We start from the raw sequence: 20,745 nt of genomic DNA, 5'->3' as shown, positions 1-20,745 counted from the left end.
CATTACGGCGCCATTTCCGCCGCATGAAATTTTGGTAATGTTGGTCGCCATGACCAACCATGAAACGCCGCCAGCACCCTCCGGGATTGTCGACTGGCTTATTGGGCCGGCCAGGCAGAACGCCACCCCGGAGGAGGTCGTGGGCGGGGTTGCCGAAAGGCTGGTGGAGTCAGGCGTTCCCCTTTTGCGCGTCCGTATCGGGCAGTCGGTGGCCAATCCGCTTATCAGCGCCTGGGGTGTCATCTGGAGCCGCGAGGGCGGACCAGAGAGCTATACCGTTCCGCGCGGCATGCTTGCCACCGGGTCCTACGAGGGCAGCCCGTTCAAGCATGTAATCACGACCCGCAAGAGTTACCACAGGTCGTTGGAAAACCTCGTGACGGGGCAGGACCATGCCGTGCTGTTCGAGCTCGCGGAAAGCGGGAGCACCGACTATCTGGCGATGCCGGTCGCCTATGGCGACGGCTCTGTTCAGGCGTGTGCCTTCACCACGGACCGGCCGGGCGGCTTTTCCGATTCGGAAATCGGCCTGATCGAAAGCCTCGCGCCTGCCATCGGGGCGGCGCTGGAACCTGCTGCGATGCGTCATTCCATGGCCAGTCTGCTTCAAGTCTATCTTGGAAGCGGGCCGGCGGAGCGCATTGGCAAGGGGGCCTTCCGACGCGGCCAGACCACCGCGATCGACGCGGCCGTACTGATCACCGACTTGCGCGATTCGAGCGGAATGTCCGAACGCCTGGATCCCGATACCCTGCTGAAAAGGCTCGACGCCTATTTCGAGGTCGTCGTCGATGCAATCCGCGCGCAGGGCGGAGACGTGTTGAAATTTGTTGGAGACGGAGTGTTGGCGGTTTTTCCGGCTGACGAGGAGGGCAGCCGGCCGGAGGCGTGCCGGCGTGCCGCCCGCGCCGTCCTGGACGCGTTCGCCTGTCCTGCCGCCGCAGGCATGCGTTTCGTCGCCGCGCTGCATGTGGGACCCGTCGTTTATGGCAACATCGGTAGCCTCGACCGGCTTGACTTCACCGTGGTCGGCCCGACCGTCAACTATCTCAGCAGGCTGGAAGGTGTCGCCAAGACTCTTGACCGGCGCGCCGTCTGTTCCCGCGAGGTCGCTGCGGTGCTTCCTGACGGCGCTACGCGAAGCCTCGGTAGTCAGACCTTGAAAGGCTTCGCCGAGCCGCGGGAAGTCTTCGAACTCTGGCTTCCGGATGGCGCTTCGAGCTGAGGCAGCGATCCACTTATGAAGGGTTCGGCGTATCGTGAAGAATGCGGTCGAGCTCGGCCGTTTCTTCCTCGGTGAGCGCCTGTGCAGCCGATTTCCGCTTTCTCCGCGAGAAGAGCAGGACGGCAGCGCCAGCCCCAAGCAGCACCACCGGTGTGCCCCACAGCAGTGCGTTGCGCAGGTTGAATCGCGGCTTCAGCAATACGAATTCGCCGTAGCGCGAAACGACATAATCGAGAACTTCCGCGTCGCTGTCGCCGGCCATCAGCCGCTCGCGCACCAGAACGCGCAAATCCCGCGCCAGCTCGGCATCAGAGAGATCGATTGACTGGTTCTGGCAGACCATGCAGCGCAGTTCCGCCGACAGCGCCCGCGCCCGCGCCTCCAGCCCCGGATCGGCCAGTGCCTCGCCAGGCTGGATCGCCGCGGCCGGCCCGTGCCAGAGCGAGATCGCAAGCACCAGGCTGGCAAGCAGGAAAGCGCGCTTCATGACGTCGCCGCTTCCGGCCTGACGGCTGCCTCGCGGCGCCGCCGGGCGGGCGCGCCGACACGCAGCCGGCGGTCGAAGAGCGACACCGCGCCGCCGGCCATCATCGCGAGCGCGCCGCCCCAGATCAGCGTCACCAGCGGTTTCCACCAGATGCGCACCACCAGCGCGCCGTCGGCCGTTTCGTCGCCGAGCGACACGTAAAGCTGGCTGAACCCAATGGTGCGGATGCCGGCTTCGGTCGTCGGCATCTGCCGTACCGGATAGAAGCGTTTCGACGACACGATCTCGCCATAGGGCTTTCCGCCGGCGTCCAGCAACGAGAATTTGGCGCGGTTTTCCGTGAAGTTCGGACCCCGGACGGGCTGGATTTCGTCGAACCTGAGAACGTAGCCCGAAATCTCGGTCGTCTGTCCCGGCTTCATCGCCAGGATGTTTTCCGTCTCGAACGACATCACGCCGACGATGCCAAGCGTGGTCAGGCCAAGACCGAGATGGGCAAGCGTCGTGCCGAACACCGAGCGCGGCAGCCCGGCAAGGCGTCGCATCATCTGGCGCACAGATACGCTGCCGAAACCGGCCTTGAGTGCCAGATCCGTCAGGGCGCCGAGCACCAGCCAGACCGCGAGGCCGATACCCAGTGCCGCGAACGCGGATGCCCCGTCGACGAAAAGCATGGTGACAAGCACGGCGAGCAGCGCGCCAGCAAAAGCCGTCATCAGCCGCTGCGCGACCGCAAGGATGTCGCCGCGCTTCCACGCGAGCAGAGGCCCGAACGGCACCACCGCCAGCAGCGGCGCCATCAGCGAACCGAAGGTCAGGTCGAAGAACGGCGCGCCGACCGAAATCTTGTCGCCGGACAGCGCTTCCACGATGAGCGGATAGAGCGTTCCGACCAGAACCGTGGCCGTTGCCGTCGTCAGGAACAGATTGTTGAGGACGAGCGCGCCCTCGCGCGAGATCGGATGGAATATCCCGCCGGCCGTCAGCGTCGGGGCGCGCAGCGCAAAGAGCGCCAGCGAGCCGCCGATGAAAAGTGTCAGGATGCAGAGGATGAAGATGCCGCGGCCGGGGTCCGTCGCGAAAGCGTGGACCGAAGTCAGCACGCCCGACCGGACCAGGAAGGTCCCGAGCAGCGACAGCGAGAAGGTGAGGATGGCGAGCAGCAGCGTCCAGATCTTCAGCGCCGAGCGCTTCTCCATCACGATCGCCGAATGCAGCAGCGCGGTGCCCGCAAGCCACGGCATGAAGGAGGCATTCTCCACCGGGTCCCAGAACCAGAAGCCGCCCCAGCCGAGCTCGTAGTAGGCCCAGTAGGAACCCATCGCTATGCCGCCGGTCAGGAACGACCAGGCGGCGAGCGTCCACGGCCGCACCCATCTCGCCCAGGCCGCATCGATGCGGCCGTCGATCAGCGCCGCCACCGCGAAGGAGAAGCAGACCGAGAAGCCGACATAGCCGAGGTAGAGGAGCGGCGGATGGATGGCGAGGCCGACGTCCTGCAGGATGGGGTTGAGGTCGCGCCCTTCGATCGGCGCCGGCGACAGCCGGGCGAACGGATTGGACGTCACGAGGATGAACAGCAGGAAGGCGGCGCCGATCCAGCCCTGAACCGCGAGCACCGTCGCGCGCAGGCTGGCCGGAAGGTTGGCGCCGAACAGCGCCACCAGCGCGCCGAAGAAGGTTAGGATCAGCACCCAGAGCAGCATCGAACCTTCGTGGTTTCCCCAGGTGCCGGTGATCTTGTAGAGAAGCGGCTTCAGCGAGTGCGAATTCTCCCACACATTCGCCACGGAAAAGTCCGAGCGCGCGTAGGAAATCGTCAGCACTCCGAAGGCGAGCGCAACGAGCGCGAAACCGGTCACTGAAACCGGCCGGGCGACGGCCATCATGCGGTCGTTGCCGGTGCGGGCGCCGGCCAGCGGCACGATCGATTGCACCAGGGCCAGCGCGAAGGCCAGCACGAGCGCGAAATGCCCGAGCTCAACCATTTGGCTCAACCATCTGGCCGCACCTGCGCCGCGGCACGCTCATTGCGTCGTCTCCTGCCACACGCCCTTTTCTTTCAGGCTGTCGGCGACTTCCTTGGGCATGTAGGTCTCGTCGTGCTTGGCGAGCACGCTGTCGGCGATGAACACGCCGTCCGGCCCGAAGCTGCCTTCCGTGATGACGCCCTGCTCCTCGCGGAAGAGATCGGGCAGGATGCCGGAATAGGCGACCTTGACCGATCGCTCCATGTCGGTCACGGAGAATTCTACCTCGGTCCCCTGGTCGCGCACGATCGTGCCCTTCTCGACCAGCCCGCCGAGCCTGATGCGCTGGCCGGGCTCGAGCGTAGCGCTGGCGAGATCGGCGGGCATGTAGAAATACGACGCCTTCTGGCCGAGCGCATAGAAGGTAAGCGCCACCGCGACGCCGAGGAAACCCAGCGCGCCCGCGATCACCGACAGTCTTTTCTGCTTGCGTGTCATGAACTCATTCCGCCGCCGTCAGCCCGAGCGTGCTGGACAAATCGGCGAGTTTTTTGCCCTCGTCGGTGCTCTCGCCCAGAGCCGCAACGCCGCGCTTCAGCGCGTCACGCGCCGCGTCTGCCCGGCCGAGCACATGATAGGAACGAACGAGCCGCGTCCAGCCTTCCAGGTCGCGCGGATTCTGCCGGAGCTTCTCGTCGAGCCCCGCCACCATCGTCTCGATCATCGCATTGCGGTCCTCGTCGGACATGCCGGCCGCGGCGTTGACCTGTTCCTGCGTCGGCCCGGCGCCGCCTGCTTCAGCCACGAGCCTCGCATTGGCCGCGGCGACAGCCTCTCCTATCGCGCCGCGCCACGGCGAATCCGCCGGCATCGCCGTCAGCATCGCCTGCCAGGCGCTCACGGCTTCTGCGGTTTTGCCCTCCTGCGCCAGCGCGGATGCAAGGTAGAAGCTCGCCTTCGGCTGCCCGGGCTCCAGCTCGAGCGCCCGCGCGAACGCCGCCTGCGCCTCGGCGGAGATCATTCCGCCCGCCGCCCCGGCAATTGCCTCGCCGAGGCCGGATTCCCTGGCGCTGTTCGCGCCGCCGAGGCGAATCGCGTTGCGATAGGCGATCACCGCCTCGCCGTATCGGCCCATTCGTGAATAGATCGGCGCAAGCACGTCCCAGCCCCTGCCGTCGTCGGGATTGGCGGCAAGATGCGATTCGGCCCGGGCGATCAGCTCCTCGACCGAGCTGTCGGCCGGACTTTTTTCCAGACGCGCCGCGAGCGGCTGCGAGGGCAGGTCCGGCGAACCGATGGCCGCATAGACGCCCCAACTCACCAGCGGCACGGCAAGCACGGCCGCCATGCCGACCGCGCGAATGCCCTTGCCGCCGGACGGTGCGCCCGCACCGGCGGATTTCGCGGCCTTGTCTGCCTTGAGGATGCGCCTGGCGATCTCGGCCCGCGCCTGCTCCGCCTCCGATGCCTGGATCAGCCCGCGCGCGGCGTCGCGGTCGAGTTCGGCAAGCTGGTCGCGGTAGACTTCGAGGTCATGGCTCGCGTCGGCAGCACGAACCTGACTGCGGCCGGCAAGGGGCAGCAGCACTGCAAGGCTGGCTCCCAGTGTCAGCAAGGCGGCTATGACCCAGAACAGCATGGCGTCTCAAATAGACCTCGGCATCATGCATGCCAATATCGTACGCGTGCGGCAAACTGTTTGACCCAGCGCAAACGTCACGTCAGCGGCGTCCAGCTGCCGTCCGGATTGCGGCATGCTGTACCCCTTGCGGTCCGGCTCTGGCCACCGCTCGAGACCGTTTGGGTATACTGCCGGCAGTCCTGCGAGCCGACCCGGTAAGGCTGCGCCGCCGTCACCGAGCCGGTGACGCCCAAGCCCTGCCAGTCCACGGCCTTGCCGCCGGGCGTGTATTCCAGCGCGCGGTACTCGGCCTGCAGGGCAGTGCGCCGGTCACTCTCCCTGAGGCCGGAGCCGATCGATCCGCCGATCAGCCCGCCATCCATCGCGGAAATGATCGTTTCGGGCGCCGCGGGGGTCGCCGGCCCGCTTGCGGCCGGCCCCGGCGTAGTGGGTCGCCCGCCCAGTCCGACCGTCGAACAGCCGGCCAAAGTCCCGGACAAGGCTATCGTCGCGGCAACGAACGCCACCTTAATTTTCATGCAAGTCACCCGGTTTCGACAGCGCCGCACACATCGAAGACTTGGCGTTATGTGCCATGTTTGTCCGAAATTTGGCCCAAACGCCATGGGACGAAGTTTCATCAATGCGTGATGATGAAAAACAACCCGCTCCTATTGCACGCTGCGCAATTCCACAACCGCTCTCAGCCCGCCTAGTTCCGAGCGCTCCAGCAAGAGCCTGCCGCCATACTCGTTCACCAGTTCGGATACGATGGCGAGCCCGAGACCGGTGCCGGGCTTGGTCTCGTCGAGCCTCCTGCCGCGCTGCAGCGCCTCTCGCGCCCTGTCCTCCGGAATACCGGGACCGTCATCCTCGATGACGATCGCGAACCGCGTCTGCGCCTCGCCGGCAGCGGCCGGCAGCTCCCGCGCGGAGAGCGCGACCTGGCTCTTCGCCCATTTCATGGCGTTTTCGAGCAAATTGCCGACGATCTCCTCCAGATCCTCGCGTTCGCCGGCAAAGACGATCTCGCTGGTCGGCGGCGTCAGCGACACCTTCATGCGGCCGAGCTTCTCGATCACGCGCACCAGTCGCTCCAGCAGCGGCGTCACCGGCGTGCGGTAGACCACGCTATCGCGCTGCGCCGCCACGCGGGCGCGCTTGAGATAGTGGTCCACCTGCTCGCGCATCGCCGCCGCCTGATCCGAGATCAGCCCGCCCCTGGCGCCGCCCAGCGCCCGCCCTTCATTGATCAGAACGGCGAGCGGCGTCTTCAGCGAATGCGCGAGATTGCCGACCTGGGTGCGCGAGCGCTCGACGATGCGGCGGTTGTTCTCGATCAGCGCGTTGGTCTCGTTGGCCAACGGCTCGATCTCGGCCGGAAAGCGGCCGTCGAGCCTCTGGGCCTGGCCTTCGCGCACCATGGCAAGCGCGTTCCTCACCCGGCTGAGCGGCCTCAGTCCGAGCAGGATCGCCACCGCGTTGATGGCGATCATCCCAAGGCCGAAGACGGACAGATAGGTGAAGAGCCGCCGCTCGAAGCCCGATATCTCGGCTTCCAGATCGGTGCGGTTGCCCATCACGCGGAACCTGGCGACGCGGTTCTGCGCATCGAGTGCGATTTCGCTCTCCAGCACGGCTATATCCTCGCCGGCCAGGCCGTCGGTGAGATAGCTGCGGCGAAAATCCGCATCGAACGGCGCCTCGCTCACCGGCGGCGACGGGATGGCTTCGGTCATCGAGAGCGAGCGGAGTTCGCCGGTCAATCCTTCCGAAACCGGCTCGACGGCCCAGTACCAGCCCGAGTTCGGCTCGGAGAAGCGCAGGTCGCCGAGGTTGGGGGTGCCGGTCAGGGCGCCGGTTTCGGAGACGCTCACCGAGCCGATGAGATTGAAGAGATGCGCCGACACGAGGCTGTCGAAGCCGCGCTCGCTTGCCTGCCGGTAAAGCGTCGAAATCACGGTCGAGATGACGATCAGCGCCAGGATCGCCCAGCCGGTGGAAAAGGCGATGACGCGGAAGGCGAGCGAGCGCGGGCCGAACCTCATGCCAAGCGAGCGCGCTGCCATCTCTAGACCATCGTCCGCCGGTCAGACCTCGGGCTCGCGCATGCGATACCCCATGCCGCGCACGGTCTCGATCATGTCGATGCCCATCTTCTTGCGCAGGCGGCCGACAAACACCTCGATCGTGTTGGAATCGCGGTCGAAATCCTGGTCGTAGAGATGCTCCACGAGCTCGGTGCGCGATACCACCTCGCCCATGTGATGCATCAGATAGGCGAGCAGCCGGAACTCGTGCGAGGTCAGCTTCAGCGGCTTGCCATCGACATCGGCCTTCGACGCCTTGGTGTCGAGCCTCAGGGGCCCGCAGGTCAATTCGGAGGAAGCATGGCCGGCGGCGCGCCGGATCAGCGCCCGCACGCGGGCAAGCACCTCCTCGATATGGAAGGGCTTGGTCACATAATCGTCGGCGCCGGCGTCGATGCCCGACACCTTGTCGCTCCAGCGGTCGCGCGCGGTGAGGATCAGCACCGGCATCTTCTTGCCGTCGCGCCGCCAGCGCTCGACGACGCTGATGCCGTCCATCTGCGGCAGGCCGATGTCGAGCACGATCGCATCGTAGGGTTCCGTATCGCCGAGGAAATGCCCCTCCTCCCCGTCGAACGCCTTGTCGACGACATAGCCGGCGTCGGTCAGCGCCTCGGAGATCTGGCGGTTGAGGTCCTTGTCATCCTCGACGACGAGTATCCGCATGGGGGAAGGTCCTATAGGGCCTGTGGACAGTTGGGTTTGGGGCGTGGTGCCAGCCGGATTTCGGGAAGTGCATGAGACATAGGCGAAATCCGGGCGTTTGGGAAAGCAGCTTGTGACGGCGCTCAGTCGAGCGGAATCACCTGCCTGTCGCGGCGCGGCGGCTGGCCGTCCTTGGCCGGCAGCAGGATCATCACGACGCAGACGGGCCGCCCGCCCTGGTTCGACTCGGCCGCCTGGATGAGCTTCCCGCCGTTCTCGGCGGCGATCTGCCGGCCCATCGAAGCGCAGTCCGCGGCTGCACCTGGCCCGGCCTGCGGCCCGAGCAGCCCGGCCGAGAAAAGGCCGAGCGCGGCAAACCGGGAAAGGGCGCGAAAAATCATCATGCCACGCGTTCTAGCGCATCGGCGCTGAACGGGGAATGAACGATGGGGAAGGAATTTTCCCGATGCCCACGCGTTCCAACTATTCTCACCCAATCCTGCTGCTCGCACCCAGCCGCCCAAAAATCGCCACCAGCCCGCTGATCGCGGTGATCGCCTGGAGCAGCGTGTCGGTCAGCGCCGAATTGTCGAGGCCGGCAACGGGCACGCCCAAAATCCCGGCCCCTGCCGTCAGAATCGTGATCAGCGAGGCCCAGATGGTGCGCGAAAGATACCACGGTTTGCTGTCGGCCATTGTTTTTCCCGCATTCGTTGAAGTTCATGAAAGCGAAAGGCGGCGCGTCGCCTGCAGGCCCCAGCCGGCCGCCAGGCTGAGCTGGCTGACCGTGACGTCGATTTCACCGGGCGGCGCGCCAAAGTCCGCGGCGATTGCTGCGCTATCATAGAGAAAGCCCGGCGCGAGCACCGTCTCGGTGCGCACGACGGCGCCGCCGGCTTGCGCGATCTCGACCCGGTATTCCTCGCGCTCCTCGCCGAGCTGAATGTCGCTCGCCGTCCAGTTGTCGGCGTCGATACGCCCGCGCCTGATCCAGCTCAGCGTCACGTCGCCGGATGCGTCCTTTTTCGCGCGCAGATGCACCGGCGACAGCGGCAGCAGCGCGCGCAATCCGCCGATCTCCGAATGGTCCGAGAAATTCGCGCCTGACAGATCCGAGCCGGCCGGCCCGACGCGCCAGTTGAGTTCCAGCCCGGCCTCGCCGGCGAGCAGCCCCGCGGCCTGCACGGCGTCGTCGAGCACGACCAGATGCGCGCCGGCCTCGGCCCCGGCCGCAGTCGCATCGTCGGTGCCGAGCTGGCCGCGCAGCAGCCCGCCCAGCCGCCAGACGTCGGGCGCGATTTCCTCCGCCGCCTCGAACTGCACGATCCCCCAGGCTCCATCAGCCGAGCGGATCGCCACCGCGTTGGCGCCGTTCAGCAACAAGGTGCGACTGATGTTCGACAACTCGCCGCCGTAAAGTTCGACCGTGATATCAGCCGAATGATCGACTCGCCCGACGACGCCCGGCGGCAGCGCATGCGTCAGCACGCCGAGATCGGCCGCCTGGCTGATCGTCGTGCGCTGGGCGAAACCCGTATCCTCCGGCGAGGCGAAGACGGCCTGGCTCTTCCAAGGCTTCTGCCATGCAGCGGCGCGGAACTGGTCCTGCGGCTCGCCCGGCCCCGCCCCCATCGGCAGGTCGAGGAACAGCGCCAGCGGCTGCCCGACAACCAGCGGCGCGGCCGAGATCACGCCGGGATTGGCCGACTGCCACAGCCCGGGTGCTGCGCGCACGATCTGCCGCGCCGACACTTTCCGCACCAGCCCGTCCTCGATCTCGGTGACGAGCCAATCGTCATCGCGGCCGGGCAGGCGCGCAATAGCGCCCGGCACGATCCCCTCGTTCGGCTGCGCCACGGCAAAGGTCGTTCGCTCGCGCTCGTTCCAGACGCGGGAGAGCCAGTCGCCGACCAGCGCGCTGCCCTGCCCCGCCTCCAGCACGCCGGAAAATCCGATCGCATGCTGGCGGCTGCCCGGCGCGCCGGCGCGTGTCTGCCGCACGGAGATCGCCTGGTAGTCGACCAGCGGATCGCGGAAGCTCAGCACCGCCTCGGCCGGCAGTTGATGGTCCGGCGTGCGCACCGTCTCGATGACCGGCTCGCGGCCGTCCGAGACCATCTCGGCGATCTCGACGGGTGCCGCCGCCTGCCCTGCTTCGCTGCGAAACGCCAGCCCGTCCGGCGTCTCGAACACGGCGAGCCCGAACAGTTCCGTCAGCGGCTCCAAGGCTCCGCGCGCCGAGCCCGGCTCGTCGATGAGGTATCCGTGTACCGTACCGTAAGCGCCCTCGACCGAAGCCGGCGGCAGCCCATGGTCGTCCAGGATCGCGTTGATCAACTCGCCGACATCAGGATTGCCGATCCTGCCGTTCAGCCAGTGGCCGTAATGCCAGTTGCCATGATCCGACCAGCGGTCGGCACGCACAGGAAACGCCGGATAGGGCCGCGCGTCCCAGGCCCAGACATAGAGCCGCTCGGGATCGACCATGCGCCTGCCGTCGACCGTCGAGACGGGGTTAGCCGCCTCGCTGAAACTCTCGTCATCGGGATCCCAATAGCGATGATGCACCATGAGGAATCGCTGCTGCGCGAGGTCGCTGCGCCCGCCGCTCGAAAAATGGGGCCGCATGCTTTCGGCCGATTTCGGATCGGAGAATACGTTGGGCTGGTTCGGCCCCTTGTCCATCGCGGGACAACCGATCTCGGTAAAGATGATCGGCTTGCTTTCCGGTGTCCAGGCCGTCGGCGCTAGCGCCTCCTCGCCGTCGATGCGGTCGAAATGCTGCTGCGACCACCAGCCCTTCAGGTCCTTGTTGCGGAACACCCACGGCTTTCCGAACGCCCCGTCGGCGATTTCCGTCCGCTCGCGCGCCTGCCGCGCGGCGAAGCTCGGATAATGCCAGTCGAAGCCCTCCCCGCCGGTAATCGCCGAGCGCAGCCCATCGGGATCGTACGGACCGGCGAACCCATCCGGATTTCCGGTCGCATGATCGCCGTCGCGCCAGTCCGACAGCGGCATGTAATTGTCGATGCCGACGGCGTCGATATCAGGATGCGCCCACAGCGCATCGAGGTGGAAATAGACGTTGCCAGTGCCGTCGAGCGGGTGGTGCCCAAAATATTCGCTCCAGTCGGCGCCGTAGGTGATCCTGGTCGAGGGTCCAAGCATCGCGCGCACGTCGCCGGCCAGCGCGCAGAGCTCCTCCACGAAGGGAAAAACGTCGCTCTCGTCGCGCAGCGTGGTCAGCCCGCGCAGCTCGCTGCCGAGCAGGAAGGCGTCGACCCCGCCCGCGGCCTGCGCCAGCTTTGCATGGTGCAGCACGAAGCGCCGGTATCCCCAGTCGCCGGAAGAACCCGAAAAATTGATCGTGCTCGCCGAGGCCGAAAACTGCCCGGGCAGCGCGTTGCCGCAAAAATCCTTGACCTGGTCGCGCGCCGCCGCGGTGCGGTCAGCCGTGCCGGGCATCAGCGGCGCCGGGTCGGCGGTGATGCGCCCGCGCCAGGGATAGGCGGGCTGCGCCGGATTGCCGTAGGGGTCGGGCAACTCGTTGTCATCAGGCACGTCCATCATGATGAACGGATAAAGCGTGACCTTCAGCCCGCGCGCCTTGATCTCGGCGATCGCGTCCATGACGCTCCGGTCCGATGGCGTCCCGCCATAGGCAGCGCCTTCGTCATGCGTCGAGACGACCATCGCCGACGCGCGCGACACGCCCGACACCGTCCACGCCTTCGAGAATCCGGAACCGTTGCTCGTCGTCACCGCCGGGCGCATCTTGCACTCCCCAGCCCTGAGATCGTCGCCGAACCAGGCGACGACAAGCGCCACATGTTCCAGGTTCGGGCAGAGCATCTGCAACTCGTCGAGCGAGGCCGTCAGATCGCTGCCTTCGAGTAGCGTGTGACGATTCACCGCCTCCGTCTCGCCCTGCCTATGCTGCCGCGTCACCAGCGTCGGGGACAGCCCGTATTCGGTCGCGCCGGGGATCAGCGAAATGGCGCGTATTCTCTTCGGTAGCTCACCGACCGGCCTGAGCACCTCGAACTGGAACTGCGGGACGCGGTTGCCGTAGTCGGCCAGCGCAAAGCGTTCGACCACCACATAGGCCGTGCCGCGATAGGCCGGCGTGTTGCCCGCCCCCTGCTTCGCCGAGACCAGCGGGTCGACGGCCTGCGCCTCGCTGCCGCGATGGATGCGCAGCTCGACCTTGTCCCGGTCGATCTCGCGCCCGTCCGCCCAGACGCGCCTGATGCCCGCGATCTCGCCCTCGCAAAGCGCGAAGGCGACATTGGCGAAATAGTTGTACTCGGTGACCTTCGGGCCGGTCTTGCCGCCTTGCCGTCGCGTCGTGCGCGTCTCCTCGAAACGCGTCGCCCAGATCATGATGCCGCCGATACGCGCCGTACCATAGACGCGTGGGATCGCCGCGCCCTCTTCGGCGGTGAAGGGCCGCGCGCCCGACAACCTCGGCCCCTCGATGCGGCGCGTGCCGTTGATCAGCGCCTGGTCGATCGTGTAGCCGGCCAGCGCGCCGGCCGCCGCACCCAGCGCACTGCCGATCGGACCGAGCAGGCCGCCGATGGCCGCGCCGGCGGCCTGGAGCAGGATTGTTGCCATGCGGCGTCCTCAGTCAGTTCTTCTCTGGAAAGGCGAACACGCCGGCGATGCGCCGCCGCCATTGCGGCACCAGCGGCGACAGCGACACGGCGTTGCCCTGATAGGCATGGACGAAGCTGCCGGGCTCAACCAGCACGCCGGCATGCTTGGCCGGAAGGTGCGGCCGCCAGCGGAAGAGCAGCAAATCGCCCGGCGCCATCGCGTTTGGCGGCTTCTCCCGGAAATGCCTGCGCATCGCCGCCAATAATCTTTCCTCGCCGCCGGCCTCCGCCCAGTCGGGCGCATAGGGTCCCGGCAGTTCGGGCACGTCGCGGTAGATCGCGCGCCATACGCCGAGCACCAGCCCGAGGCAGTCGCAGCCAACGCCCTTGCGCCGCCCCTGGTGCCGATAGGGCGTGCCCAACCAGGACAGCGCTTCGGCCACCACCGTCTCGGTAATCGACCCGGCCTTCATGGCACCACCGGCCCGCCGTCGAACCGGCCGCCGTCGACGACATAGCCATAGGCCGCGTCGTTGCCGGGCAGATGCGGGAAGCCGCGGAAGTTCAGCGCATTGGCGAATTTCGCCTTGCAGGTCGCGAATTTCTTGTCGCAGCCGGCGACGGCCGAGAACGTGTCGCCTTCCGCAGCAGCCATCCCGCTTCGCGGGCGCAGCACCAGCCGCGTACCCGTCGCGTCCTTGCGATGCTCCTCGACGCGCTCGCTGCGGCCGGCATTGGCGCCCGTCGTCCAGCTCAGCACGCCATGGGCGAACCATCCGGCCTCGAAGCCGTCGAGCCCGCTCACCACCAGCGTCGACGGCGCTTCCCATGCCGCCACCGTCCCCGCCCCGGTGAAATCAGGGTTGTCTGGAGCGAAGCCGCAGCGCGCATCGCCTAGTTCTGCATCGCATGTGCGGCTCACATATCGCCCATTCGGCCGGTCGAGCGCATGCGCCGCGCTTTCGAGCTCGGCCACGAAACGCCCATCCGAACGCGTGATTTTTCCCACCGTCGCCTTGCGCAGCAGAACGAAGTCTTCCGGCTGCCGCCAGTTGACCAGGAACGTCTCGACCACCGCCCCGTCATAGAGGCCGGCGGCAATGTCCTCCTCGCCAATGTCGTCCGACGACAGCGCGCCCTCGACATCGACCGTATCCACCGCGAGCCCCAGCGTGTCGCGCGCCTCGCTGGCGGCGAGCCCCGTTTGCGGGGCAAAAACAGTTGCGCCTGATATCAGCGGGCGGTCGTGATCGGTGTAGCCCGCCATCCAGCCGTCGGTGCGGGTCAGCCGCCAGCAGTGACAGACGGTCGTCACCTCGCGCCCGAGATGCGCGGCCAGCGTTTCGGGATAGAGGCTCATTGCTGCACCTCGACCAGCGGAATCGACGGGATCTGCCCTGCCTTGAAGGCCGTAAGGCTGATTTCGATGCGCTCGGTGTCGAAGCGCACCGGTACGTCGAACTCGTAGCCTGCCGTCACCGCATCGCCAGTCCCGGGGACGCTGCCCGGCGCAAACACGATCTCGCCGGTCGAGAAATCGAAGCTCCAGTCCGCGGGCGACGCCTTTTCGACGCCATCGACCGCCACGCGCAGCGTCTCCGCCACCGGCCTCGCAATCAGCCTTTGATAGGCGTCCTCGCCCTCGCCATAGGTCTTCACCAACGCGAAGCGCACCGTCGTCCCGTCGCCGGTTCCGATCGCCTGATCGGCCGCCGACACCGCCTCCTCCGGCCGGCACGACTTCATGTCGAACGGGTCGCGAAAACGGAAGGCATGCAGCGAACCCCGCCGCGCCTCGAAGAAGACCAGCACGTCATGCAGGTCGGCGAGCGAGCGTACGCCCGTCCCTGCATCGTAGTGATGGCGCGACTGCGAGAAGCGCGCATTGCGCTTCTCGCGCCCCGAGGTCAGCGAGACGATCTCGTTACGCCGCTCCGGCCCGCCGGTCGCGCCGAACGAAACGCCGAGCGGAAACCGCACGTCGTGAAAGTTCGAAAGTTCCGACACCATTCGCTCCTGGTTGAGATTTGGACTGGCAGGCCGGCCTCACTTGAAATCCCTCAGAAAGTCCTCGTTCCCCGCGACACCGCCCTGGCCAGCATGCCCGTCACTTGCGCCTCGGACTTGCGGAAGGAGGCGGCATCCGTCGTCGTCACGTTGAAGACGACATTGACGGACGCGCCTCCGCCGGCCGCCGCCACCCCCAGCCTTCCGTCGGCCGAGCGTTGCAGCGGCAGGATCGCCTCGGGCCCCGCCTCGCCCATCACGCCGACATTCCTGCCCATCGGGAAATAGCTCGGCGCCGAAACCACCCCGCCTGAAGCGAAAGGCACCACATGACCCGGCACGCCGCCCTTGGCGAAGGGCAGCAGCCCCGACAGCCCGCTGAGCAGGCTGGAGGACAGCCCGCCGGCCAGCGACTGCAGCGGCTTCAGCCCCTGCTCCAGCGCCAGGCCGGCTAGGTTCAGCCCGATCCGCCGCAAGATGTCGTCGAGATCCTTGCCGCTGACGGCGGCACTCTTCAGCGCGCCGGAAAGCTGCGAGCCGAAACTCGCCGACAGCTTTTCCAGGTTCTGCAGCGCGTCCTGGAACGGCTGCGTATCAGCATCGATCCTGACGGTCACGTCCTCGGCCATTTGGGTCTACTCCTTCGCCGCTCAGGCTCGTCCCCCTCCCCCTTGTGGGGAGCGGTTAGGGGTGGGGGTGAAATGATCCGGAAATCTATGCATCAGCTCGGCCAACTCATGCCGCCCCGGCGCGCCGACCCGCTCGCCGCCGAGCACGCTCATCGCGCGTTCCATCTCGCGCGGCGTCATCGACCAGAAATCCCCGGGCGAAAGCCGCAGCAGGCCGAATGCCGCGGCCATGACGCTGTCCCACGGAAATTCGTTTGCCCTGCCGTCTGCGGCGTTCAGGGGTTTGGCGGCTCGCCTTCCGCGCGCGCCGTGCCGAATGTCGTCGTCAGGAGATCGCTGACAACAGCCGCGAAACCCGCCGCGCCCTCGTCCGAGCGCATGGCCCGCACGCCGTCGTCGGAAATGTCGTTGCCGGCGCCGCGCAGGCCGGCGCCGATGACGCGGATCATGTCGAGCGCCGACAGCCGCCCGCGCGAAAAGCGCTCGACCAGCGCGCCGAGATCGTCGGCTGCATAGGCGGCCTCCAGTTCGGCAAGCGCGCCGAGCGTCAGGCAGAGCCGGTACTCCTTGCCGTCTAGCGTGGCGTCGATCTCGCCGCGCCTTCTGTTCGCCGTCATGCCGCCACCGTGAAGCTCACCGGGCCCGCCGACTCCAGCGCCACGTCGAAGGTCACCTCGCCGTCGTGGCTGCCGGTATATTCGAGCGAGGTGATCTGGAACGGCCCCTCCACCGTGCCGAAGTCCGGCACGGCGAGCCGCCAATCGGCGATCTCGCCGGCGAAGAAGCGCTGACGCATCAGCGCATCGGACTGCGCATCCTTGAAGATGCCCGAGCCGCTGACCGCCGCGCGCTGCACGCCCGCGCCCGCGAGCAGTTCACGCCATCGCCCGGCCGAATCCGCATCGGTGATGTCGACCGTCTGGCTGTTGAAGGCGATGCGCTTGGAACGCAGCCCCGCGACCGTCACGAAGCCGGCTTCGCCGTCGATTTTCAGAAGAAGGTCCTTGCCCTTCTGTGCGACCATTTTTCGGTCTCCTGATTGTGATGAAATTTGTCTCGGGTGCGCTCGGCTTGAGCCGGCCTGAGATTCGGGTCAGGCCGAGTCGAAAATGGTGGATTTCGAGAACCGGAGCGGAGCGTACTTTCGGGTACGTGAGCACCGGAAGCGCAGAAAGCCACCGTTTGCAGGCCGGCTCACCTGAATATCAGGCTGGCTCGGTCACTGCGCGAAACCGCAGTAGTCCATGATGCACCGACAGATCCTCGTCATACCTGGCCTCGGAAAATTCGAGCCGGAGGTTGACCAGCCGGTGGCCTTCCAGCTCGAGCGCGGCGTCGTGCAGCGTGGCGCGGGCCAGCTCCATGATCTCCAGCACCTCCTTCTTGCCCTTGCCTTTCGACCAGACATGCAGCGTGAAGAGCTGCTCGCTGCCGCTCTCCGTGCCGGTGCTCCAGTCGTAGATGCTGGTGCGCCCGAAGGTGAGGTAGGGAAAGGCGACGTTGGCCGGCGCGTGATCGTGGATGCGCGCGCCCACCAGCGCGGTCAGCGCGCCATTCGCACCCAGCGCCTCGAAGATCGCCTTCTGCAGTTCAGCGGCCGAACTCATCGCCAGCCTCCAGTGCATGCCGCCGCGATTCCGCCGCCAGCAGCGCCAGCACGTCGTCGTTGCGCGCCGCCGCCCGGCGCTCGGCGACTTCGTAGTCCTCACCCATAGTATGCACCTTCAGGCGCATGGCGCGGATCATCCCGTCAAGCGTCAATTGCATCGCCAGCTTCACAGTCCCGTCTCCCTTGCGCGGCACACGAGGTAGCGCCCGATATCGTCCGGATCGTGCACCGTCACTATGTCGAAAATCCTGCCTTGCCTGACGAAGCGCATGCCGCTGGCGACGCCGCTGCGCCAGCGCAGCGTCACGCGATGCGTCACCGTCTCCACCGTCTGGTCCGGACCGAAGCTGCTCGTCGCCGTGACCGGCTCGATCTTCGCAAACACCGTCGCGATCTCCGCCCAGCTCTCCGTATGCCCACCGAGCCCATCGGGCACGGGCGTGCTGGCCTGCAGTGCGAGCTCGCTGCGCAGCCCCCCCGGATCGAGGAACAGCGTCCGCATCACAGTCTCCGCGAGCGGTAGGAGGCGACGATGCGATCATAGGCGGCGGGATAGGAAACCGGCTGTTCGGCCGGTTCGAAATGTGCGCGGAATTCATACCAATGCCCCACGAGCAGCAGGATCGCCCGCTTCAGGAGGTCGGGCACATCAGTGCCCGCCTCGCCGTAGCCGGCCGAAAAATCGATCTCGATTCCGTTGAAGATGCGCAGCGGCTCGGGCCGCGTCTCCAGGTGCAGCCTGGCCGGCCGCGACAGCGTGTCGAGCTGGTAGTCTTCAGGGTTGATCAGCGAGGCCTCGCCTTCGGTGCCGAAGGCCGTCACCGACAACACCTCGCGCACCGGATGAACAGTCAGCAGTGCACAACCCTGGCTCGGCCAATGATCCAGCGCCAAGCGCCAGTCCTGGTCGATCAGCGCGACGCCGGTCGCCCGCTCGAGGTCTTCGCGCGCCGCTCGGATCAGCCCTTCGAGCAGGCTGTCCTCACTGTTATCAGCGATCCTCAGATGCGCCTTCACGTCGGCAAGCGTCACCGGCTCGGCCGCCGGTTCGACGGTTCGAAAAAGCGTCATGCTTTCCATCTTTGCGCTGGAGGAAAAGAGCGGCCCCGGCTGGAGAGACACCGGGGCCGCGACGGCCGCGCTCAGCCTGCTAGGCTGTCACCGTAGCCGGTTTGCGAACGTTGGCGATTGGCGGGAAATCGGTTCGATAACTCGCTCCTGCGAGTCAGCTGCGGAGCGGCTTCGAGAACCGGAGCGGAGCGTACTTAGAGTACGTGAGCACCGGAAGCGCAGAAGACGCCCGCAGATGGCCGCAGGAGTAGAGTTAGAAACCGATTTACGACACTCCATATTTCAGGAGCTTGATCGCATCGAAGTCCTGCACCCCGCCGCCGACGCGCTTGGTCGTGTAGAACAGCACGTAGGGTTTCGCCGAATACGGATCGCGCAGCACGCGCACCCCGGTGCGGTCCACGACCAGATAGCCGCGGCTGAAATCGCCGAAGGCGATCGGCGTGGTGTTGGCGCCAGAGTCCGGCATGTCTTCCGCCTCGACCAGCGGGAAGCCCATCAGCATGGCGCGGCTCCCCGCCGCCGCCGGCGGCTGCCAGAGGTAGTTGCCGTCGGCGTCCTTCAGCTTGCGGATCGCGGCTTGCGTCTTGCGGTTCATCACCCAGTTGGCGTTCTGCCGGTAGCCCGACTTCAGCGCATAGACCGTGTCGATCAGCACGTCGGACGGATCGCTCGCCGGCAGCGCGCCGGAAACGCCGGTCGCGACATAGCCGATCTGTCCCCACACCCAGCTCACTTCCGCGACCTTGGTGTAGTCGAGGAAACCCTTCGGCTTGTTGGTGCCGTCGCCGGCGACGAAGGCCGTGCCCTCCTGCTCGGCGAAGGCGGCTTCCACCTCGCTCGAAATCCACTGGTCGAGGTCGACCACCGTGTCTTCGAGCAGCGAGGCGGTCGCCGCCGGCATGGCGTAGAGCTCCATCGTCGGGAAGGAAAGTTCGGCAAGTGTGGCCGTGTTGGTCTGCGGACGCGCCGCCGTCTCGGCCACCCAGCCGACCGCCGGCCCGGTGATCGAGAAGGGCTTTTTCAGCACCGCCGCCGACACCTGGCGCACGGTCGCGATCGAGCGGATCGGCGACAGCTCCGCCAGCCGCTTGCCGATCTCGGTCTCGGTCTCGTCGGGCACCAGATAGCCGCCATCCTGGCCGGAGCCGTAGGACATCGCCTTGGTGTCGAGCGCACGGATCAGGCGGTCGTCGCCCGAACGCATATAGGCGTCGAACGCCTGCTTGTGTTCGCTGGGCATCGCCCGCCCGTCACGCCCAAGGGCCGGCCGGATCTTCTTCAGCGTCAGATTGTCGATCGCGCGCTTCTGCTCGTCCAGCGCCTTGGAGATGCGGTCGACCTTCTCTGATGTCAGCACGTCGGCATTCTTGCTTTCCAGTTCGGCGAGGCGCCGGTCGTTGCCGTCCTTGAACGCCACGAAGGTGGTCATGAACTCGTCGAATGCGTCGGCGAGTTCGGGGCCCGCCGACTTCGTCTCAGGCGCGCGGGCAAGGTTTTGTTCCGTCATCGTGTTGTTTCCCACATTCTTGTTTTCGTCATCATGCGTGTGGCCTCGCGGATCTTGTCCGTCAGGCTCCCATCCGGCGCGGCGTCCCGCCCGCGCAGAGCGGCAAAACCCCTGGCGATCACGCACCGGGCCTCGCCTCGCGTCAGCCCCGCATCCCGCGTGAGCCAGCTTTCGAATTGTCTGGTCGTCGGCAGCCGTCCCCTGCCTGGATGTCCACGTCCCTTGACGGTGTCGATGCGCGCGTCGGGCAGCATCGGGAAGGTCACCACCGAGATCTCCCAGAGGTCCGCCTCCAGGATGCGGCGCACGCCGCTTCTCGGATCGTTCTTCGCCCTGACCGCGCGAAAGCCTATCGACAGGCCGTCGAGCGCGCCGCCGCGCATCAGCGACAGCACCTCCCTCGCCCGCGCCACGTCCTTGGTCAGCCGTCCCCGCACGAACAGCCCGCGCGCATCCTCGCGGATCTCGGTCCACACGCCGATCGGCTCGGCAGGATCATGCTGGAACAGCATGCGGATGCCGCCCGCCCCGCGTGCTTCCAGCGACGCCGCGAAGGCGCCCTTCTCGACCACATCCTTGCCGAGGTCGACGGCGCCGAACAGGCTCGCATAACCCGAGAACACGCCGTCCGGCTCGACCTCGTCGAGCGCCAGCGCGACGAACTTCCGTTCGTTGATCATGCCGTTTCCCTTTTTTTTCCGAAGTTGCGCCGACCGCGCGGCAGGCCAATCTCCCCCCCTTGAGGGGGAGATGTCCGGCAGGACAGAGGGGGGTGGTGGCCCGCCAACCTCACCCCTTGCCGCCCTACCCTTTCCGCTTCAGCATCCTGATAACCGCCCCCAGCGCCCACCAGGCGCAGAGGCTCGCCGCCGCCGATCCCATCAGCATCGTCTCGCTCGCGCCGATCAGCTGATCGACGCCGAGTTCTACCGCGATCTTCAGCCCGGCCGTTCCGCCGAAGACAAGGCCGCAGACCACGCCCACCGCGAAGCGCACCGCCGCCTCGCGCCTGCCCTGCGGCAGGATGTAGGCCAGCGAGATCGCGGACCCCGCGACCGCGCCGGCGCCCTTGGCCGCCCATAGCCAGCCCGTGCCGGAAATATCCGTCATGCCAAATCTCCCATGTTCATTCTGGTCGGCCGAAGCGCTATTCATCTTCACTGTCCGGGATCAGCGCCTATGGCACAGAAATGAGGGTGTGATTTAAGGAGTGTTCGTTCTCGTCGGAGACGAAGGAACGAACATGAATTCGAAGTCGACTGGCGGCAAACGCTCCGCCGAAC

General features: G+C 66.6%; 25 protein-coding genes. 1 reads left to right on the top strand and 24 read right to left on the bottom strand.

Translation table 11 applies throughout. The features are described from left to right. Positions 1–49 precede the first annotated feature (49 nt). Positions 50–1,225 (top strand): adenylate/guanylate cyclase domain-containing protein, encoded by a 1,176-nt coding sequence (locus ABLE71_RS16335; RefSeq protein WP_348784532.1) that lies wholly within the window; start codon positions 50–52, stop codon positions 1,223–1,225. Between the two features lie 13 nt (positions 1,226–1,238). Here the strand turns inward: ABLE71_RS16335 and ABLE71_RS16330 are convergent, their stop codons facing one another. The 24 genes from ABLE71_RS16330 to ABLE71_RS16215 all read right to left on the bottom strand — a co-directional run bounded on the left by ABLE71_RS16330 (position 1,239) and on the right by ABLE71_RS16215 (position 20,572). Next, positions 1,239–1,712 (bottom strand): cytochrome c-type biogenesis protein, encoded by a 474-nt coding sequence (locus ABLE71_RS16330; protein ID WP_348784531.1) that lies wholly within the window; start codon positions 1,710–1,712, stop codon positions 1,239–1,241. After that, positions 1,709–3,700: a heme lyase CcmF/NrfE family subunit gene (locus ABLE71_RS16325; RefSeq protein ID WP_348784530.1), complete on the bottom strand. Its 1,992-nt coding sequence runs from the start codon at positions 3,698–3,700 to the stop codon at positions 1,709–1,711. The genes ABLE71_RS16330 and ABLE71_RS16325 overlap by 4 nt, the downstream gene beginning before the upstream one ends. A gap of 39 nt (positions 3,701–3,739) precedes the next feature. Next, on the bottom strand, positions 3,740–4,180 hold the full coding sequence (gene ccmE, locus ABLE71_RS16320; RefSeq protein WP_348784529.1) for a cytochrome c maturation protein CcmE: 441 nt from the start codon (positions 4,178–4,180) through the stop codon (positions 3,740–3,742). 4 nt (positions 4,181–4,184) lie between these two features. Further along, a complete protein-coding gene (gene ccmI, locus ABLE71_RS16315; protein ID WP_348784528.1) occupies positions 4,185–5,321 on the bottom strand; it encodes a c-type cytochrome biogenesis protein CcmI in 1,137 nt (378 codons plus the stop codon). Between the two features lie 77 nt (positions 5,322–5,398). After that, on the bottom strand, positions 5,399–5,842 hold the full coding sequence (locus tag ABLE71_RS16310) for a hypothetical protein (RefSeq protein ID WP_348784527.1): 444 nt from the start codon (positions 5,840–5,842) through the stop codon (positions 5,399–5,401). Positions 5,843–5,974: 132 nt separating this feature from the next. Beyond that, a complete protein-coding gene (locus tag ABLE71_RS16305) occupies positions 5,975–7,372 on the bottom strand; it encodes an ATP-binding protein (RefSeq protein WP_348784526.1) in 1,398 nt (465 codons plus the stop codon). Between the two features lie 21 nt (positions 7,373–7,393). Continuing rightward, positions 7,394–8,059 (bottom strand): response regulator transcription factor, encoded by a 666-nt coding sequence (locus tag ABLE71_RS16300; protein WP_348784525.1) that lies wholly within the window; start codon positions 8,057–8,059, stop codon positions 7,394–7,396. Positions 8,060–8,181: 122 nt separating this feature from the next. Further along, a complete protein-coding gene (locus ABLE71_RS16295) occupies positions 8,182–8,442 on the bottom strand; it encodes a hypothetical protein (RefSeq protein ID WP_348784524.1) in 261 nt (86 codons plus the stop codon). A gap of 85 nt (positions 8,443–8,527) precedes the next feature. Further along, on the bottom strand, positions 8,528–8,734 hold the full coding sequence (locus ABLE71_RS16290; protein WP_348784523.1) for a hypothetical protein: 207 nt from the start codon (positions 8,732–8,734) through the stop codon (positions 8,528–8,530). A gap of 24 nt (positions 8,735–8,758) precedes the next feature. Continuing rightward, positions 8,759–12,655 carry a glycoside hydrolase/phage tail family protein gene (locus ABLE71_RS16285; RefSeq protein WP_348784522.1) on the bottom strand — a complete coding sequence of 1,299 codons (3,897 nt, stop codon included), beginning with the start codon at positions 12,653–12,655 and terminating at the stop codon, positions 8,759–8,761. A 13-nt stretch (positions 12,656–12,668) separates the two neighbouring features. Continuing rightward, complete coding sequence (locus ABLE71_RS16280; protein ID WP_348784521.1) at positions 12,669–13,109, bottom strand: NlpC/P60 family protein; 441 nt, start codon at positions 13,107–13,109, stop codon at positions 12,669–12,671. After that, positions 13,106–13,996, bottom strand: coding sequence for a DUF2163 domain-containing protein (locus ABLE71_RS16275; RefSeq protein ID WP_348784520.1), 891 nt, complete (start codon positions 13,994–13,996; stop codon positions 13,106–13,108). Before ABLE71_RS16275 ends, ABLE71_RS16280 begins: the two co-directional genes overlap by 4 nt. Beyond that, the gene (locus ABLE71_RS16270) at positions 13,993–14,643 is read right to left on the bottom strand and encodes a DUF2460 domain-containing protein (protein WP_348784519.1); all 651 of its coding nucleotides are present in this window, start codon (positions 14,641–14,643) and stop codon (positions 13,993–13,995) included. Before ABLE71_RS16270 ends, ABLE71_RS16275 begins: the two co-directional genes overlap by 4 nt. Positions 14,644–14,696: 53 nt before the next feature. After that, complete coding sequence (locus tag ABLE71_RS16265; RefSeq protein ID WP_348784518.1) at positions 14,697–15,272, bottom strand: phage tail tape measure protein; 576 nt, start codon at positions 15,270–15,272, stop codon at positions 14,697–14,699. 21 nt (positions 15,273–15,293) lie between these two features. After that, complete coding sequence (locus tag ABLE71_RS16260; RefSeq protein ID WP_348785134.1) at positions 15,294–15,551, bottom strand: rcc01693 family protein; 258 nt, start codon at positions 15,549–15,551, stop codon at positions 15,294–15,296. After that, positions 15,548–15,889 (bottom strand): gene transfer agent family protein, encoded by a 342-nt coding sequence (locus ABLE71_RS16255; protein WP_348784517.1) that lies wholly within the window; start codon positions 15,887–15,889, stop codon positions 15,548–15,550. The genes ABLE71_RS16260 and ABLE71_RS16255 overlap by 4 nt, the downstream gene beginning before the upstream one ends. Further along, positions 15,886–16,296, bottom strand: coding sequence for a phage major tail protein, TP901-1 family (locus ABLE71_RS16250; protein WP_348784516.1), 411 nt, complete (start codon positions 16,294–16,296; stop codon positions 15,886–15,888). Before ABLE71_RS16250 ends, ABLE71_RS16255 begins: the two co-directional genes overlap by 4 nt. A gap of 181 nt (positions 16,297–16,477) precedes the next feature. Then, the gene (locus ABLE71_RS16245; RefSeq protein WP_348784515.1) at positions 16,478–16,879 is read right to left on the bottom strand and encodes a DUF3168 domain-containing protein; all 402 of its coding nucleotides are present in this window, start codon (positions 16,877–16,879) and stop codon (positions 16,478–16,480) included. Further along, the gene (locus tag ABLE71_RS16240; RefSeq protein WP_348784514.1) at positions 16,863–17,051 is read right to left on the bottom strand and encodes a hypothetical protein; all 189 of its coding nucleotides are present in this window, start codon (positions 17,049–17,051) and stop codon (positions 16,863–16,865) included. The genes ABLE71_RS16245 and ABLE71_RS16240 overlap by 17 nt, the downstream gene beginning before the upstream one ends. Continuing rightward, on the bottom strand, positions 17,048–17,383 hold the full coding sequence (locus ABLE71_RS16235) for a phage head closure protein (RefSeq protein ID WP_348784513.1): 336 nt from the start codon (positions 17,381–17,383) through the stop codon (positions 17,048–17,050). Before ABLE71_RS16235 ends, ABLE71_RS16240 begins: the two co-directional genes overlap by 4 nt. Further along, positions 17,383–17,952, bottom strand: coding sequence for a head-tail connector protein (locus ABLE71_RS16230; protein ID WP_348784512.1), 570 nt, complete (start codon positions 17,950–17,952; stop codon positions 17,383–17,385). The genes ABLE71_RS16235 and ABLE71_RS16230 overlap by 1 nt, the downstream gene beginning before the upstream one ends. 265 nt (positions 17,953–18,217) lie before the next feature. Then, on the bottom strand, positions 18,218–19,462 hold the full coding sequence (locus ABLE71_RS16225; RefSeq protein WP_348784511.1) for a phage major capsid protein: 1,245 nt from the start codon (positions 19,460–19,462) through the stop codon (positions 18,218–18,220). After that, positions 19,459–20,142 carry an HK97 family phage prohead protease gene (locus ABLE71_RS16220; protein ID WP_348784510.1) on the bottom strand — a complete coding sequence of 228 codons (684 nt, stop codon included), beginning with the start codon at positions 20,140–20,142 and terminating at the stop codon, positions 19,459–19,461. Before ABLE71_RS16220 ends, ABLE71_RS16225 begins: the two co-directional genes overlap by 4 nt. 124 nt (positions 20,143–20,266) lie before the next feature. Then, positions 20,267–20,572: a DUF6107 family protein gene (locus ABLE71_RS16215; protein WP_348784509.1), complete on the bottom strand. Its 306-nt coding sequence runs from the start codon at positions 20,570–20,572 to the stop codon at positions 20,267–20,269. Between the last annotated feature and the right edge of the window lie 173 nt (positions 20,573–20,745).

The organism is Mesorhizobium sp. KR9-304 (genome assembly GCF_040049215.1).
Taxonomy (GTDB): domain Bacteria; phylum Pseudomonadota; class Alphaproteobacteria; order Rhizobiales; family Rhizobiaceae; genus Mesorhizobium_K.
Note: the sequence above shows the minus strand (reverse complement) of the source record. Positions and strands in the feature narration are given on the sequence as shown.